Source organism: Labrenzia sp. PO1 (assembly GCF_012273635.1).
Classification (GTDB): domain Bacteria; phylum Pseudomonadota; class Alphaproteobacteria; order Rhizobiales; family Stappiaceae; genus Roseibium; species Roseibium algicola.
In genome coordinates, this window is record NZ_JAAXCR010000002.1 from 213,837 (window position 1) to 228,870 (window position 15,034).

At 61.0% G+C, this 15,034-nt stretch carries 16 protein-coding genes; 11 read left to right on the forward strand and 5 right to left on the reverse strand.

Annotation, left to right across the window (positions count from 1 at the left end):
- Positions 1–69: 69 nt before the first annotated feature.
- Entirely contained in the window at positions 70–1,470 is a 1,401-nt protein-coding gene (locus tag HCG46_RS08905; protein ID WP_168685821.1) for a PepSY domain-containing protein, read from the reverse strand.
- Positions 1,471–1,555: 85 nt separating this feature from the next.
- Positions 1,556–1,930, reverse strand: coding sequence for a DUF2946 family protein (locus HCG46_RS08910; protein WP_168685823.1), 375 nt, complete (start codon positions 1,928–1,930; stop codon positions 1,556–1,558).
- Between the two features lie 406 nt (positions 1,931–2,336).
- Here HCG46_RS08910 and HCG46_RS08915 point away from each other — a divergent pair, with 406 nt between their 5' ends.
- The 9 genes from HCG46_RS08915 (at position 2,337) to HCG46_RS08955 (ending at position 10,064) form a co-directional block, all read left to right on the forward strand.
- On the forward strand, positions 2,337–2,576 hold the full coding sequence (locus tag HCG46_RS08915; protein WP_168685825.1) for a DUF6732 family protein: 240 nt from the start codon (positions 2,337–2,339) through the stop codon (positions 2,574–2,576).
- On the forward strand, positions 2,573–3,736 hold the full coding sequence (locus tag HCG46_RS08920; protein ID WP_168685827.1) for a sirohydrochlorin chelatase: 1,164 nt from the start codon (positions 2,573–2,575) through the stop codon (positions 3,734–3,736). Before HCG46_RS08915 ends, HCG46_RS08920 begins: the two co-directional genes overlap by 4 nt.
- Positions 3,737–3,758: 22 nt before the next feature.
- A complete protein-coding gene (locus HCG46_RS08925; protein WP_075281446.1) occupies positions 3,759–4,400 on the forward strand; it encodes a precorrin-8X methylmutase in 642 nt (213 codons plus the stop codon).
- Between the two features lies 1 nt (position 4,401).
- Positions 4,402–4,656 (forward strand): hypothetical protein, encoded by a 255-nt coding sequence (locus tag HCG46_RS08930; protein WP_168685829.1) that lies wholly within the window; start codon positions 4,402–4,404, stop codon positions 4,654–4,656.
- Positions 4,653–5,867 carry a precorrin-6y C5,15-methyltransferase (decarboxylating) subunit CbiE gene (cbiE, locus tag HCG46_RS08935; RefSeq protein ID WP_168685831.1) on the forward strand — a complete coding sequence of 405 codons (1,215 nt, stop codon included), beginning with the start codon at positions 4,653–4,655 and terminating at the stop codon, positions 5,865–5,867. The genes HCG46_RS08930 and cbiE overlap by 4 nt, the downstream gene beginning before the upstream one ends.
- Positions 5,864–6,589 carry a precorrin-2 C(20)-methyltransferase gene (gene cobI, locus HCG46_RS08940; RefSeq protein ID WP_197923118.1) on the forward strand — a complete coding sequence of 242 codons (726 nt, stop codon included), beginning with the start codon at positions 5,864–5,866 and terminating at the stop codon, positions 6,587–6,589. Before cbiE ends, cobI begins: the two co-directional genes overlap by 4 nt.
- Positions 6,559–8,481, forward strand: a complete 1,923-nt coding sequence (gene cobJ / locus HCG46_RS08945; RefSeq protein WP_168685833.1) for a precorrin-3B C(17)-methyltransferase — start codon at positions 6,559–6,561, stop codon at positions 8,479–8,481. The genes cobI and cobJ overlap by 31 nt, the downstream gene beginning before the upstream one ends.
- Positions 8,478–9,251, forward strand: a complete 774-nt coding sequence (cobM, locus tag HCG46_RS08950; protein ID WP_023001619.1) for a precorrin-4 C(11)-methyltransferase — start codon at positions 8,478–8,480, stop codon at positions 9,249–9,251. Before cobJ ends, cobM begins: the two co-directional genes overlap by 4 nt.
- Positions 9,252–9,434: 183 nt before the next feature.
- The gene (locus HCG46_RS08955) at positions 9,435–10,064 is read left to right on the forward strand and encodes a methyltransferase domain-containing protein (RefSeq protein ID WP_168685835.1); all 630 of its coding nucleotides are present in this window, start codon (positions 9,435–9,437) and stop codon (positions 10,062–10,064) included.
- Here the strand turns inward: HCG46_RS08955 and HCG46_RS08960 are convergent.
- Both HCG46_RS08960 and cobA read right to left on the reverse strand, forming a co-directional pair.
- The gene (locus HCG46_RS08960) at positions 10,061–11,380 is read right to left on the reverse strand and encodes a cobyrinate a,c-diamide synthase (RefSeq protein WP_168685838.1); all 1,320 of its coding nucleotides are present in this window, start codon (positions 11,378–11,380) and stop codon (positions 10,061–10,063) included. The genes HCG46_RS08955 and HCG46_RS08960 overlap by 4 nt on opposite strands.
- The gene (gene cobA / locus HCG46_RS08965) at positions 11,370–12,260 is read right to left on the reverse strand and encodes a uroporphyrinogen-III C-methyltransferase (RefSeq protein WP_208984463.1); all 891 of its coding nucleotides are present in this window, start codon (positions 12,258–12,260) and stop codon (positions 11,370–11,372) included. The genes HCG46_RS08960 and cobA overlap by 11 nt, the downstream gene beginning before the upstream one ends.
- A 130-nt stretch (positions 12,261–12,390) precedes the next feature.
- Between cobA and HCG46_RS08970 the strand changes: the two genes are divergently transcribed.
- Positions 12,391–13,485, forward strand: a complete 1,095-nt coding sequence (locus HCG46_RS08970) for a cobalt-precorrin-5B (C(1))-methyltransferase (protein WP_168685840.1) — start codon at positions 12,391–12,393, stop codon at positions 13,483–13,485.
- Positions 13,475–14,236: a cobalt-precorrin-6A reductase gene (locus tag HCG46_RS08975; protein WP_168685842.1), complete on the forward strand. Its 762-nt coding sequence runs from the start codon at positions 13,475–13,477 to the stop codon at positions 14,234–14,236. The genes HCG46_RS08970 and HCG46_RS08975 overlap by 11 nt, the downstream gene beginning before the upstream one ends.
- Here the strand turns inward: HCG46_RS08975 and HCG46_RS08980 are convergent.
- Positions 14,233–15,021, reverse strand: coding sequence for a WecB/TagA/CpsF family glycosyltransferase (locus HCG46_RS08980; RefSeq protein WP_075281322.1), 789 nt, complete (start codon positions 15,019–15,021; stop codon positions 14,233–14,235). The two genes, HCG46_RS08975 and HCG46_RS08980, sit on opposite strands and share 4 nt — an antisense overlap.
- Positions 15,022–15,034 lie beyond the last annotated feature (13 nt).

A 15,034-nucleotide genomic window follows, 5' to 3' on the forward strand; every position in this document is an offset into this window, starting at 1 on the left:
AGCGCCTATCCGGGGTAACAGCAATGTAGAGGACCCGATCAGCGGCCTCTTCAGACGCCCCTTACGTCTTCATCCGATGGCCTTTCTCAGAACCGGCACGCGTTTGACAACAAGATAGTCCAGCGCCAGCACGCTCAATAGCGTGATGCCGACCAGCGGAAAGGCCAGGGAGACGGCCAGCATCAGGATCATCGCGCCGCGCCAATGCGGCAGGTCGTCCGGCATTTTAGGTGCAAAAACCCGAAGGGCTGAGCCTTTCGGCCGTCGCAGCCACCACATGACAAGCCCGCTGACGCAAAGGAAAATCACCGACAGGCAGAATAGTGTGTTGAGCACCACGTTCCAGAGCCCCATGTCGCCTTCATGAAAGGCAATGCCGATGGCCATGCCCTTGGCCGGCAGGGAATAATCCGCAAAACCGACATCAGCCAGGATCCGTCCGGTGTATTGATCTATATGCACCGTGCGGTCGACCATCGGGTTCTCTGAGTCGTTGCTCATGGAATCCTGGTTGATGGTCCAGACACCGGTTTCATTGCCGGGAAGGTTCACCCGGAACCGCCCTTCAAAGCCGATTTTCCGGCCGAACGCTGCAATACTGTCCAGATCAACAGGCGTTCCGGCAGCAATCGCGTCGGTGCCGGCATCAGAACCGGACATCGGCATTCTGGTCTGTTCCAGCCCCCAGGGAACATCCTTTATCGAGCCATGGTTCATCGAGGCGTGGGTGTCGTCGGACAGAGGCACGTTCGACCATTTTTCGGCTGGAAAGGTGCTCCAGGCCTGAACGAATTTCTCGCCCCAGACACCGGCCCAGGAGAGACCACTGACCAGGAAGACCAGCAGAATGAGAGAAACATAGGCGCCGATCACCTTGTGCAGGCTCTTCCAGAGCGCACGACCATTTGCGCGAAGATCCGGCACAAGAGCACTTCCACCGCCTGCCCGTGGCCACCACAGGTAAAGGCCGGTCACGATCAGCACGATGGCAAGGCCGGCTGCGATTTCGATCAGACGATCACCAAGATCGCCGATCAGCAGCGTACCGTGAATGTCGTTCAGCAAGTCATACCAGCCGTCACGCCGGATCCAGCTCTCAACGACCGAGCCCGAATAAGGATCAACTGCAACCATGTAATTGGTGCCAGCGTCGTTGACGCGGAAGACATTGGCTCCGTCGGCGGTCTTGGCGCCGATCCATTCCACCAGGCTAGCGCCCTGCCCGCGCGTTGCCAGCACAGCGCCGGCCTGCTGCGACAGCGCCACTGGTTCGCCGGCAATTGCAACCTTGATGTATTCCCCGTCGCGGCCATCAAGAACGGAAATAAACATCATCGAAAGGCCGGTGACGGCAAGCATGATCAGAAACGGCACAACATAAAGACCGGCGTAAAAGTGCCAACGCCAGGCAGCCAGGTAAAATCGGCTGGGGGTGGACGCATATACAGCGTCCGAAGGGATGTTGCTCATGGGATCTCCACACCCGAGTGCGTCCGTTCGGCAAAAGCCGGACAGACCTCGAGTTCAAATCGAGTTCAGATAAGGTTCGGAAAGATCACGCGTTGAGCGGCGGTGCCCGGGCAAAGTTCCGACCGCGCGGTGTGCTGGAAGCCCAGACCTTTGCAGGGAGAGAAACCGGTTGGCGGGAGATCTCTTCCTGCACGAAGAGGAAAGGCACCCTGTCAGGCGCAGCAAACGCACCGACACCGGCAAAGACGCAATGGCGGGAGGCCTTTTCCGCAGGGCTATCCTCGTCGGAACCCGGCGGAATTTCTGCACCGTTCGCATCCAGCGTAACAGTGCGAAGGCCCTCGGTGGTACACAGCGTGACGGTAAAACCGCCATCCGCGCGCACGTCCGGCATGTACCCCTTGGGCACAAGCGCCGTGACCAGAAACGGCAGCAGAAGCAGTAGCCTGACTGCCGCCATGAGGTCCGGATGTTTTCGCCGGAAGTTTTCCACGCCCCACTTACCCCGAATCGAGACAGGTTGATCACTAATCCAAAGGGATGACAAAGACAAACCGGTTCTTTTCGGGGAGCCGCAAGACGCAACGATTGCCGGTTTCAGGCCATGGCTGCCTCGTGCCAATGGATGTCGCTTTCATGCTTGATCCGCTATGGCCACTCCCCTAAGGTGCGCCCACCTGACGGCGTCCCGTGGAGGGACTGAAAGCCATTCCGGATGAGGTTGACCCAAGCAGGGGACCAAGGCCGGAGCTGTCCAAGGCATCTGCAGATCAACCGGCTCCGCCGGCTTTTGCGCGTGTTTGCTTTCATTCTTCCCGACGCCTGTTGCCACGCTGCCGATCCGGCATCAGCCACTGGGGAGAGACATGATCAGACGGACCATCCTTGCAGGCCTTGCCGCCGCGCTGCCTACCTCCGCCTTTGCCCATGGGGGCCATCTTGGCGAACTCGCCGGTCATTCCCACTGGGTCGGGGTCGCAGCCCTTGCCGGTGCCGCGCTCGTCGCCGGCATCATCGCCCTCAAAGACAAGAAGCAGAAAAAAGCCGAAGACGCGCCTGAAGCCCGTCCGGAAGACGACAAGACTGCCGGAGAAGCTGCTCAATGAGCGAAAAACTCGGACTGATGATCTGCGGCCATGGCAGCCGCAACAAGGGTGCCGTAAAGCAATTTGCACAGCTGGCGGAAGGCCTGACGGCTCGCTTCCCCGATTGGCCGGTGGAATACGGATATCTGGAATTCGCCAACCCGGTCATTCATGACGGACTGAACAAGCTGCGCGAGGCCGGCTGCACCCGCGTTCTGGCCGTGCCGGGCATGCTGTTTGCCGCTGGTCACGCCAAGAACGACATTCCCTCGGTCCTGAACACGTATCAGGCCATGCATCCGGAGATGACGATCTCCTATGGCCGCGAACTGGCCGTCGACACACGCATGGTGAAAGCCGCCGCTGCCCGTGTTCAGGAAGCGATCGACGCTGCCGACAGCGATGTGCCGCTGCACGAGACCCTGCTGATGGTGGTCGGGCGCGGCGCTTCCGATCCGGACGCGAACTCCAACGTCTCCAAGATTACGCGCATGCTTTGGGAAGGCTTCGGTTTCGGCTGGGCGGAAACCTGCTACTCCGGCGTCACCTTCCCCCTGGTCGGACCCGGCCTCGAACATGCGGCAAAGCTCGGCTACAAGTGCGTCATCGTGTTCCCCTATTTCCTGTTCACCGGTGTACTGGTGCAGCGGATCTATTCGACCACGGACGAAGTTGCCGCCAAACATCCGGAAATCGAATTCCTGAAAGCCGGTTATCTGAACGACCACCCGCAGGTGATCGACACGATGGCCGATCGGGTGCAGGAGATCCTGCAGGGCGCAAATCTGATGAACTGCCAGATGTGCAAGTACCGCGAACAGGTCCTTGGCTTCGAAGCCGAAGTGGGTCTGGCCCAGGAAAGCCACCACCATCACGTGGAAGGCCTCGGCGCGGAAGCAGAATGCAAGCTGTGTGACGAGATCTGCACCGGAGCCTGCGAAAAGCAGGTGCAGGCGGGTGGTCATCATCACCACGACCATGGTCATCATCCTCACGATCACTCCCATGACCATGGGCATGATCACGCGCATCATCATGGCCACTCTCATGATCATTCGCACGAGCATGGGCATGGGCATAGCCACGGGCACGGGCACGGGCACGATCACGATCATCACCACCACCCCTACCCGCACGCAGACCATCCGCACGGCCCCCGGTCGTTGAACCGCGGAGACTGAGGCTGCCGTGAGCACCGAAACCATGCCGTCCTACGACTATGAAAAGGACCCGGCGGCGATTTACCGCCAGTCCTTTTCAATCGTGCGGTCGGAAGCAGAATTGTCTCATCTACCCGACGGGCTGAAACCGGTCGCGGTGCGTCTGATCCACGCCTGCGGCATGACAGACCTTCCGCAGGATCTTGCCTGGTCGGAGGATATCCTGTCTGCCGCGCAGGATGCCTTCGCGCGGGCTGCACCCGTCTTTTGCGATGTGGAGATGGTGGTGCATGGCGTCATTCGCTCACGACTTCCGGCGGACTGCGACGTGGTTTGCACCTTGAACGATCCCGCGGTTCCGACCCTTGCCAAAGAGCTCGGCACGACCCGCTCGGCTGCTGCGGTCGAGCTCTGGCGCGACAGGCTGGAGGGAGCCATCGTTGCGGTTGGCAATGCACCGACGGCCCTCTTCCATCTGCTTGAAATGATTGCCGCCGGCGGACCGAAACCGGCGCTGGTTCTGGGGTTTCCGGTCGGGTTTGTGGGCGCCGCAGAATCCAAGGAAGCTCTGATCTCCAATCCGTTCAAGGTACCCTTCCTGGCTGTTCGCGGCCGCAGGGGTGGATCGGCCATGGCTGCCGCCGCAGTCAACGCTCTTGCCGCCGGCCTGCCGGAGGAAACGTAAGATGGCCGGAGGTCCGCCGAAAGACGACGAAAAACCAACCGGATTGAAATCCGTTCGCAGCAAAAAGCCTTTGCGGTCACGCGGTTTCCTGTCCCAGCCGGGTGGTTCGGTCAAGACGCCTGCGGACGGCAGTGATGACCAGCCGGTCCATCAACGGTCACGGGGTGCCCGGCAGGTATCGCCAAGCAGTAGCGGCGCGCCACAGGACCTGTCGGTAAAACCGGTGATCAAACCTTATCGTCTGGAGGACAAATGACTTCCTCCACAGACAAGCGCCCGTGGTTGACGCTCGTTGGCCTGGGCGAGGACGGTGTTCTGGCTCCGGGTGGCGCAGAAGCCCTGGCAGGTGCAGATATCGTTTATGGCGGCACCCGACACCTGGAGCTGACGGGCGGAATCACTGCCGAGAAGCGGACATGGCCCAGCCCCTTTGCAACCGTCTTCGAAGATCTGGCAGCGCTCAGGCAGAAGCGCGTCGCGGTATTGGCGACAGGCGATCCCATGTGGTTCGGCATCGGCTCGTCCTTGCTGAAACATTTCCCTGCGCACGAGCTGATGGTGCTGCCCTCGCCGTCCGCCTTCCAGCTGGCTGCCGCACGAATGGGGTGGGCCTTGCAGGAAACCGACTGCCTGTCGGTTCATGGTCGACCAGTCGATCTGTTGCGGGCATCGCTTTACCCGGGCGCCCAGATCCTGTGTCTAACCAGCAATGCGGAAACTCCCCGCCAGGTGGCTGACCTCCTGGCCGACGAAGGCTATGGGCGCAGCCGGATGACGGTTCTGGAGCATCTCGGCGGCACCAGGGAACGGTGCGTTGCAGGTACCGCGGAAGACTGGTCGGCCGAGGTTGCCGACTTTCACACACTTGCTCTGGAAGTGATTGCCGACCCCGGTGTGCGGTTCCGTGCGCGGATACCCGGCCTTGCCGATGATGCCTTTCGCCACGACGGCAAGATGACCAAGCAGGACATCCGCGCCATCACCCTGGCGGAGTTGAAGCCTCACCCAGGAGCGCTCTTGTGGGATGTCGGTGCAGGCTGCGGTTCGATTGCCATCGAATGGTTGCGGGCAGCCGACCGAACCCGGGCCATCGGCCTGGAACCGCATGTGGAACGGCGGCAAATGGCGGCTGAAAACGCTGTCGCGCTTGGCGTCCCACATCTGGAACTGTTGGACGCGACCGCTCCGGAAGGCCTCCACGATCTGCCGCAGCCGGACGCGATCTTCATTGGCGGCGGCCTGACAGCCTCCGGTGTGATCGAGGCCTGTCTTGCAGCGCTAGGCCCAGGGGGGCGGCTTGTCGCCAATGCAGTGACCCTGGAGAGCGAGGCCATACTTCTCTCCGCCTATCAGTCTCATGGAGGCACTTTGAAGAAAGTTTCCGTTCACCGGGCAAGCGCCGTCGGCGGCTTGACCGGATGGCGTCCCTTGATGCCCGTGACGCAGTGGAGCCTGACGAAATCATGACGGGCACACTCTATGGCATAGGTCTTGGCCCGGGCGATCCGGAGCTGATGACCCTGAAGGCGCACAGGCTGATCGCAAGCGCACGGGTAATTGCCTACCCCGCTCCCGATTCCGGCGAAAGCTTCGCCCGGTCAATCGCCTCCGATGTGATCCCCGTCGGCGTGCGGGAAATCCCGATTGTCGTACCGATGCGGGTCGACAGGTTCCCGGCACAGGAGATCTACGACAAGGCTGCCGAAGAGATAGCCGCCGTTTTGGCTAACGGTGAGGATGTCGTGACCTTGTGTGAAGGAGATCCGTTCTTCTTCGGTTCGTTCATGTATCTGTTTGAGCGCCTGTCCGACCGTTTCACGATAGAAATCGTGCCCGGGGTCACCTCGCTGACAGCCTGCGCCGCCCAGTTGAGACGACCGCTGACGGCACGAAACGATGTACTAACCGTCATTCCAGGCCCGCTTCCGGACGCGGACATCCGCCGCAAGATCGAAGAAGCCCAGGCGGTTGCCATCATGAAGGTCGGCCGTCACCTGACACGGCTGAAGACCTTGCTTTCCGACATGGGGCTGCTGGAAAAGGCCGGCTACGTGGAACGTGCCAGCCTGCCGGAGCAGAAGGTTCATCGGCTCATCGACCTTGAGACCGACACCGCCCCCTATTTTTCCATGATCCTCATCTACAAGGGAGAAGAAGCGTGGACGCTTCCCCCATCCTACTCGTCCTGAACCAGGCCGGCCTTGCCGCTGCCGAAGTGATCGCCAGACGGTTTTCAACCGCCCGCATCCACGGGCTTGCCGGCCGTGTGCCGACGGCGGACACCCAGTTCAACGAAACGATCGACCATATCCGCCTGTTGTTTCAGGCCGGTCATCCGATCGTCGGCTTCTGCGCCAGCGGCATTCTGATCCGGGCCCTTGCACCGGTCCTGTCCGACAAGACAAGCGAACCGCCGGTGATCGCCGTGTCGGAAGACGGCAAGAGTGTCGTGCCGCTGCTCGGTGGTCATCGCGGCGCCAACGAACTGGCCAAGCTTCTGGCCAGCGCTCTCGGTGGGCACGCGGCGATCACGACGGCAGGGGACACCAAGCTTGGTGTTGCGCTCGACGCCCCGCCCCGCGGCTGGCGTCTCGCCAATCCGGAAGATGCAAAACCGGTGATGGCCGAGCTGCTCTCCGGCGCTCCCGTCCGCCTGGAAGGCCGCGCCGATTGGCTCAAAGAGGCCAAGCTGCAGCAGGCAGACGACGCCGCCATCACGCTTTCGGCAACCGAACATCCGGAAGAAGCAGGCCCGACGCGTCTGGTCTACCACCCGCAGCGCTATGCTGTTGGCGTCGGCTGCGCGCGCGGGTGCGATGCGGCCGAACTGATCGAACTGGTCGAGACCGAACTGGCGGGAGCCAACATTGCCAAGGGCGCTGTTGCCTGCATCGCGACCATCGACCTCAAGGCAGATGAGGCCGCTGTCAATGCTCTCGCCGCGCATCTGGATGTGCCGCTTCGGGTCTTTTCCGCAGAAGACCTGCAGCGCGAGACCCCGCGCCTGAAAAACCCGTCGCCCGTCGTCTTCAAGGAAGTCGGCTGTTACGGAGTGTCTGAAGGGGCTGCACTGGCCGCGTCCGGCGCCTTTGGAACGCTGAAGGTCGAAAAGCAGAAAACCGACAACGCAACTTGCGCCATTGCAAGGTCACCGAAGTGGATTGACATCGACACGGTCGGCCGGGCTCGCGGGCATCTTTCCGTTATCGGTATCGGTCCGGGCAAGGACGACTGGCGCACACCGGAGGCCACCAAGCTTCTGGCGGAAGCAACCGACGTTGTCGGCTACTCGCTTTATCTCGACATTGTCGACCAGCACATTACCGGCAAGACCCACCACAACTTCCCGCTTGGCGCGGAAGAGGACCGCGTCCGCTTTGCGCTGGAAGAAGCTGGCAAGGGCAAGAATGTCGCGCTGATTTCCTCCGGTGATGCCGGCATCTACGCCATGGGTTCGCTGGTCTATGAACTGTTGCACAGGAATGAGGAGTATGGCGGTGTGTCTGATGCCGCCAAGCGCGTCAGCGTCACAAACGCGCCGGGCATTTCCGCCCTTCAGGCCTGCTCGGCTCGTATCGGCGCACCGCTTGGCCATGATTTCTGCGCGATCTCGCTGTCCGATCTCCTCACCCCTTGGGAGGTGATCGAAAGGCGTCTGAGGGCAGCAGCCGAGGGCGACTTCGTGATTGCCTTCTACAACCCGGTGTCCAAACGCCGCCGCACGCAGCTTGCAGCCGCAAAGGAAATCCTGCTGGAGCACCGCTCGGCAGCGACACCGGTCATTCTCGGCGTCAATCTTGGCCGGCCGGAGGAAACCATCCGCGTCACCAGTCTGCATGCGCTCAGCGTCGACGATGTCGACATGCTGACCACCGTGCTGGTCGGTTCGACCAACACCCGCACCGTCATGCGCGGTGACGGGAAACCTTTCGTCTATACGCCGCGCGGTTATGCCAAGCGGATCGACGCACCAAAGCCGTTGGAAGCAGCGCCAGTTGCCACTGAAGCCGCGCCTTCGTCCCTGATGGAAGACGTGACGACCGACATTTCCGACATTCTCGAAACGGATGACAAATCATGACCGTTCATTTCATTGGCGCCGGACCTGGCGATCCCGATCTCATCACCGTTCGTGGCCTGAAGCTCATCCAATCCTGCCCGGTCTGCCTTTTCGCGGGCTCGCTGGTGCCTGAACAGATCGTTGCCGCTGCACCGGAAGGTGCACGCGTCATAGACACGGCCCCGATGACGCTTGACGAGATCATCGACGAGATCAAGGCTGCCCATGAAAAGGGCCAGAACGTTGCCCGGGTTCATTCCGGCGACCCTTCCATTTACGGTGCAACGGCGGAGCAGATGCGCCGTCTGGACGCACTCGGCATCGATTACGATGTAACACCGGGCGTGCCGGCCTTCGCGGCCGCTGCCGCTGCACTCAAGACCGAGCTGACCATCCCGGAAGTTGCCCAGACCATCATTGTCACCCGCACGGCAATGAAATCCTCGGCGATGCCGAATAACGAGGACCTGGACACGCTCGGCAAGAGCGGGGCGACGCTGGCAATTCACCTGTCGATCAGGAACCTGCGGGAAGTCGAGCGCCAGTTGACGCCGCATTACGGTGCCGATTGCCCGGTGATCGTCGCCTATCGTGTCGGTTGGCCGGATGAGGCCTTCATTCACGGCACATTGTCGACCATTGCCGCAGAAGTGCGTGCCTCCAAGATCACCCGCACCGCGCTGATCTTCGTCGGCCATGCCTTGAAGCCTGCAGCCGACTTCCGCGACAGCGCCCTTTACGACGCCGACCACGTGCATGTGCTGCGCCCGAAGAAGAAGGCGAAAGCCTGAGGAACCGGCGGAACCAAACCACTTCGCGGCCTTCCTCTGTCTGTCATCATCGACATGCGGGAGGTCGCGAAACGCTTCGCAGGTTCATCGAGCGAATATTTGCCTGTCCGAGAGCGCTCATTTGCATACCGTTCCCGCCCTCGCCTAATCTCAACAGGATTAAGACCGGCCAGGAGCAATCCCATGACAGATGAAAACCCACTTCTGAAACAGGCGATTTCTCTCAGCGGTGATCCCGATGCCATTCGCAAGTTCTACGCGGACTGGGCGGAGACCTACGATGCCGACCTGCTTCAGACCATAGGGTATGTCGGTCCCAGGATTGCAGCGGAAGCACTGGTCAAACGCCTGCCCAAAACGGCGTTGGTCCTGGACGCAGGCTGTGGGACCGGTCTCGTCGGAAGCGAGCTTGTCATTCGCAATTCAACCCTGACCATTGACGGCATAGACCTGACACCGGCGATGCTGGAGCATTCGCGCAGCCGTGGGATTTACCGCAATCTGTCCCAGGCCGACATGATGGCCACGCTCTCAGGCATTGACGACAACATTTATGACGGCATCGTCAGCGCTGGCGTTTTCACGAATGGCCATGTGGGTCCGGAAGGGATCGACGAACTGCTGCGCATCGCCAAACCGGGTGCTCCTATCGTCCTGACAGTACGCGATAGCGCCTGGGAGGCCGACGGCTTCAAGGCCAAGGTCGAACAGCTGGAACAGGACGGCAAGACAAGGACGCTGGTGATCAGCCACTGTCCCTATCACACCAAGGAAGACGTCTATTGCGAGCTTGTCGTGCTTGAGGTGGTTTAGGCGAGAGCAATGACATGGGCAAAGGAGCCCATGACCGATCCGGCGCGCAGCCCCATCTGTGCCAGTTCGTTGCCTTCGGCATCTTCCGCTGAAAACAGCCGCTCCGCCCCGCCTTCCGACATTATGGAGGCATAGTGGAACTCATGCGCGGATAGCGGCATTTGCCAGGGTAGGCCACGGAGTGGCATGACTTTTCGATAGCCGAGGTGACGCTTGCGGGTCTGAAACGAGGTCTCCAGCGGCAAAAGCCCCAGCATTTCGTGGCGTGTGCCATCGGCATCGATCATGCCCTTGCCAAGTGTCATGTAGCCACCACACTCGCCATAGATCAGCTTTCCGGTGGCTGCGGCCTTCAAGACCCCAGCCTTGAACCTGTCTGCCGCAGCCAGCTTTCCGGCATGTAGCTCCGGATAACCGCCGGGAAGAAAAATTGCATCGGCATCAGGTGACGGCGCTTCATCCGCGAGTGGCGAGAAGAACTCGAGCCTCGCGCCCTGCCTATCCCAGAACTCCAGCAGATGCGGATAGGAAAAGGCAAAGGCAACGTCTCGTGCAATAGCAATGCACTGGCCAAGCGGCGCGGGCAGGTGTTCCCTGTTATCACCGGCAGGGCTCAGTGGTGACGCCAATGTTTCCAGGCGGTTCAGGTCTACATTCCGGGCACACAGGTCGCTTGCCTTTTCCAGGAAGGTTTCCAGATCCGGATGCTCCCCCGCCTGGACAAGCCCCAGGTGGCGTTCGGGAAGGCCTAGTTCCTGAGCCCGCGGCAAGACACCCAGAACATCCACGGCGAGCGGTGCCAGCGCTGCGCGCAACATGGCTTCGTGGCGCGGGCTGCCAACCTTGTTGAGAATAACGCTTGCGAGATTGATATCCGGCCGGAAGCTTTGAAACCCATGAACAAGCGCTGCGACCGACTGGGCCTGTTTGCCGCAATCGACGACGAGAATCACGGGTAGATGCAGCGTTGCCGCCAGATCGGCAGCCGAGCCCTTGCCGCTGGCAGCTCCGTCGAATAGCCCCATGGCGCCTTCGACCACGAGAACGTCATGACTGTCGGCCTGACGGTGGGCAAGCATCTGCAGTGTCGCCGGGTCCATAGCCCAGGCGTCCAGGTTGATGCAGGGCATCCCGCTGGCAGCTTCGTGGAATTTCGGATCGATGTAATCCGGGCCGGACTTGGCCGAAACGACCGAACGCCCGGCGGATTTCAGTGCGCGCAGCAACGCAAGCGTCAGTGTGGTCTTGCCAGCACCCGACGATGGCGCCGCAATCAGAACACCCTTGGCGCCTGCCTTGGCAGTGTCAGCCGGCATCGGCAGAACGGGAGGATATGCGCAGGCCTAGCGGGTCACTGTCCAGCACCTTGCCCGACAGGGCGCCGAGCCAGTCGAGCCCCTTGCGCAGACGGACAACCTCACCGACACAAACAACTGCCGGTGGTTCTATCCCGGCAGCCTTCGCTTCTTCAGCGCAGCGGCCCAGCGTGGTTTCCAGAACGTCCTGGCCCGCAAGAGACGCATTGCACACGATACCCACAGGTTCATCCACAGATCGTCCACCGGCAATCAGTTTGCCGGCTATGACGTCCAGGTGCTTCATCGCCATATACATGACAATGACGGGCGACCCCTTGGCGATACCATCCCAGTTGATCGCGTCCGGGGTGAGGCCCGTCTGGTCATGGCCTGTCAGGAAGGTGACTGCCTGATTGCAGTCCCGGTGGGTTGCGGGAATCCCCGCATAGGCCAGACCGCCGATACCGGCGGTGATGCCGGGAATGATACGGAACGGCACACCGGCCTCGACAAGGCCGAGCGCTTCCTCGCCGCCGCGGCCGAAGACGAAAGGATCGCCGCCCTTCAGGCGAAGCACCCTTTTGCCTTCGCGGGCGTAATCGATCAGCTTCAAGGTTATGTCGCGCTGTTTCGGGCTCGGTTTGCCGCCGCGCTTGCCCGCGTAGTCAGTCACGGCTCCCGGTTTGACCCAGGCAAGAATGCTCTGATCGACAAGGGCATCAAACACGACAACATCGGCCTGGCGCAGACCATTGAGCGCATGCAGTGTCAGAAGGCCGGGGTCGCCCGGACCTGCACCGGCAAGCCAAACCCAGCCGGGTTCGAACACGGGTAACCCGCCTGGCAGGTCTCCCGGCAAGCCTTCATGCGGTCTATTGTTGTCGTCTTCTCCAGTCATGGTTCCTGTTTACCCGCGTGGCCCGGTAACGCCAAGCGCTTCGGCGATCAAAAACGATGCGAAAACGACATTTCATCGCGCACATAAACTAATATGCACAAAGCGGAATTTCATCGTCTATAGAAAGAGCATGTCGAAGGAAGAGCCAAAAGAGCTGCGGCGGGGCTGGACGACGGGAGCCTGTGCGACAGCAGCCACCAAGGCGGCGTATCAGGCCCTTTTGACCGGCGATTTCCCGGATCCGGTCGAAATCACCCTGCCCAAGGGGGGCACGGCCTCCTTTGCGCTGACCCGGCATACGCTTTCAGGAAAATCGGCGTCCGCCGCCATCATCAAGGATGCGGGGGACGACCCCGACGTGACCCATGGCGCCTTGGTCACTGCGACCGTCAACCTGTTGCCTCCTGGTTCTGGAGTAATCTTCAGGGCCGGAGAAGGTGTCGGCACCGTCACAAGGCCTGGCCTGCCGATCCCGCCGGGCGAACCTGCCATCAATCCGGTGCCGCGCCAGATGATGCGGACGGCAATCGATGAGGTTTCCCAACTGAATGGCGGGGCCGGCGATGTCGAGATAACGGTCTCGATCGAAGGTGGTGCAGAGCTCGCTCTCAAGACGATGAACCCCCGGCTCGGCATCCTGGGTGGACTGTCCGTCCTGGGCACGACCGGCATTGTTCGTCCGTTCTCCTGTGCGGCCTGGATCGCGTCCATTCACCGGGGGGTCGATGTTGCCCGCGCGGTCGGGCTTGGCCATGTGGTCGGCGCAACCGGCGCCAGTTCCGAAGATGCGGTGAAGGCCCGTTACGAGCTCGATGAAACCGCTTATCTCGATATGGGCGACTTCGCCGGTGGTTTGCTCAAATACCTGCGCAGTCATCCGGTCGACCGGCTGACGCTTGCCGGCGGCTTTGCGAAATTCACCAAGCTGGCCCAGGGAGCGCTCGACCTGCATTCGGCTCGCAGTTCCGTCGATTTTTCCTTCCTGCAGGATCTTCTGCGGCAGGAAAACGCTCCCACAAACCTTATCGAAAAGGCAGCTTCGGCCAATACGGCCAAGGAGGTGCTGGACGCCTCCCTGGCGGCCGGCATCGATCTGAGTGGCCCGCTTGCCCGCCGAACGAAGACGGCTGTCCGCCAGATCCTGCGCAATGCCCCGGTGGATGTGGAAGTGCTGATCACCGATCGGCAAGGCAAGGTGCTGGGGGAAACCGGCTTTGACCGCTGAGGCCAATCATGTCCTGCTCCTTGCCGGGACAAGTGAAGCCCGGCAGCTTGGCAAAACCCTGGCGGAGACATTTCCGGAATGGCGCTTGACTGCCTCTTTCGCCGGAGCGGTTCGCGATCTGCCTGATCTTGGCGTCCCGACACGCGTCGGCGGTTTTGGTGGCACCAAAGGTCTGCTTGCCTTCATGCGGAACGAAGGGATCACCGTCATTGTCGATGCGACCCATCCCTTCGCTGCCCAGATGAGCCGTAATGCGGCCGAAGCCGCCAAGATGCTCAAGGTACCGCTTGTGCGCCTGGAACGGCCATGCTGGCACCCCGGTGAAGGCGACGCCTGGACAAATGTCCTGTCCATGGACGATGCGGCCGAGACCCTGCCTGACGGCGCGCGCGCCTTCCTGGCCATTGGCCGCAAGGAGATCGAGCGCTTCACTCATCGAAACGATATTTTCGGTCTTGTCCGGACGATCGAGCCGCCCAAAACACGATTACCTTCCGCCTGGGAGCTGATCCTCTCCCGTCCCCCGGCATCTGCCGACGAGGAAGTTTCGCTGTTTCTGGAAAAGAACATCACTCATGTGGTGACGAAAAACAGTGGTGGCAGTCGTTCCTACGCCAAGATCGAGGCTGCGCGGACCTTGAAACTTCCCGTCATCATGATCGCCCGGCCAGATCTACCGGAAGCCGAATCTGCTCCAACAAATTCAGCGCTCGTTGACCGGTTACGGCAGATCCTCCCACGTGGGAACTAGCGCGAAACGCCGGACCTGGAAAATCTGATTTTCATCAGGGCAAACAGAAAACGCGGTATGCCGATGACATAGCGGCGGAACAGGCGGCGAGGTTCCTGCAACAGTCGGAACAGCCACTCAAGGCCGGCGGCCTGAATAATCTTCGGTGCGCGGACAACGGCCCCGGACATGAAGTCAAACAGCGCCCCGACCCCGATCGCGACCGGAACAGCCAGCGCCGACCGGTTCTCAACGATGAAAGTCTCCTGCCTGGGGTTCCCCATGGCAACAAGCAAAAGGTCCGGCTTTGCCTCGTTGATCCCCTGGCACAAACTGTCCAGTTCATCGCTTGCGAAATAGCCGTTCCGGTAGCCAACCACCTGGTGCTTCGGATAGGCAGTCTCGATATGCTCCTTGGCAAGGCGAACCTGTTCTTCCTTGGCGCCGAGCAGATAGATCCGCAGCGGAATGCCGATGTTCGCCAGGATCCGGGGAATGAGGTCAGTCCCGTTCAGATTTTCCGGAAACGGCTCTTCCCTGAGCAGCTTGCTGGCAAGGCTCATACCGATGCCGTCGTTCAGAAGCGTCATTTTCTGGAGTGTTGCAGCGTAGCGGGGATCATCCATCGCTGACAGGAGCGTATGGGCGTTGCAGATGGCAATATCGAGGTTCTGCCGCTTTTGAACGGCGGCCTCGACAAGCTGGATGGCATCCCGGGAGCGAAGACGCCCGATGGCAAACGGACCGATAGCGGTTGCTTCGATCCGGCACCCCAGCAGTTCACTCTCGAAATCTCTTGCCAGCATTCCGTTCCCAGTC

Bases quoted from the DNA above. Each gene is read 5' to 3' on its own strand.
- HCG46_RS08980 (WP_075281322.1), bottom strand. From the start codon at position 15,021: ATGCTGGCAAGAGATTTCGAGAGTGAACTGCTGGGGTGCCGGATCGAA.
- cobM (WP_023001619.1), top strand. From the start codon at position 8,478: ATGACCGTTCATTTCATTGGCGCCGGACCTGGCGATCCCGATCTCATC.
- cobI (WP_197923118.1), top strand. From the start codon at position 5,864: ATGACGGGCACACTCTATGGCATAGGTCTTGGCCCGGGCGATCCGGAG.
- cbiE (WP_168685831.1), top strand. From the start codon at position 4,653: ATGACTTCCTCCACAGACAAGCGCCCGTGGTTGACGCTCGTTGGCCTG.
- HCG46_RS08905 (WP_168685821.1), bottom strand. From the start codon at position 1,470: ATGAGCAACATCCCTTCGGACGCTGTATATGCGTCCACCCCCAGCCGA.
- HCG46_RS08930 (WP_168685829.1), top strand. From the start codon at position 4,402: ATGGCCGGAGGTCCGCCGAAAGACGACGAAAAACCAACCGGATTGAAA.
- HCG46_RS08920 (WP_168685827.1), top strand. From the start codon at position 2,573: ATGAGCGAAAAACTCGGACTGATGATCTGCGGCCATGGCAGCCGCAAC.
- HCG46_RS08910 (WP_168685823.1), bottom strand. From the start codon at position 1,930: ATGGCGGCAGTCAGGCTACTGCTTCTGCTGCCGTTTCTGGTCACGGCG.
- HCG46_RS08925 (WP_075281446.1), top strand. From the start codon at position 3,759: ATGCCGTCCTACGACTATGAAAAGGACCCGGCGGCGATTTACCGCCAG.
- HCG46_RS08955 (WP_168685835.1), top strand. From the start codon at position 9,435: ATGACAGATGAAAACCCACTTCTGAAACAGGCGATTTCTCTCAGCGGT.
- HCG46_RS08960 (WP_168685838.1), bottom strand. From the start codon at position 11,380: ATGCCGGCTGACACTGCCAAGGCAGGCGCCAAGGGTGTTCTGATTGCG.
- HCG46_RS08970 (WP_168685840.1), top strand. From the start codon at position 12,391: ATGTCGAAGGAAGAGCCAAAAGAGCTGCGGCGGGGCTGGACGACGGGA.
- cobA (WP_208984463.1), bottom strand. From the start codon at position 12,260: ATGACTGGAGAAGACGACAACAATAGACCGCATGAAGGCTTGCCGGGA.
- HCG46_RS08915 (WP_168685825.1), top strand. From the start codon at position 2,337: ATGATCAGACGGACCATCCTTGCAGGCCTTGCCGCCGCGCTGCCTACC.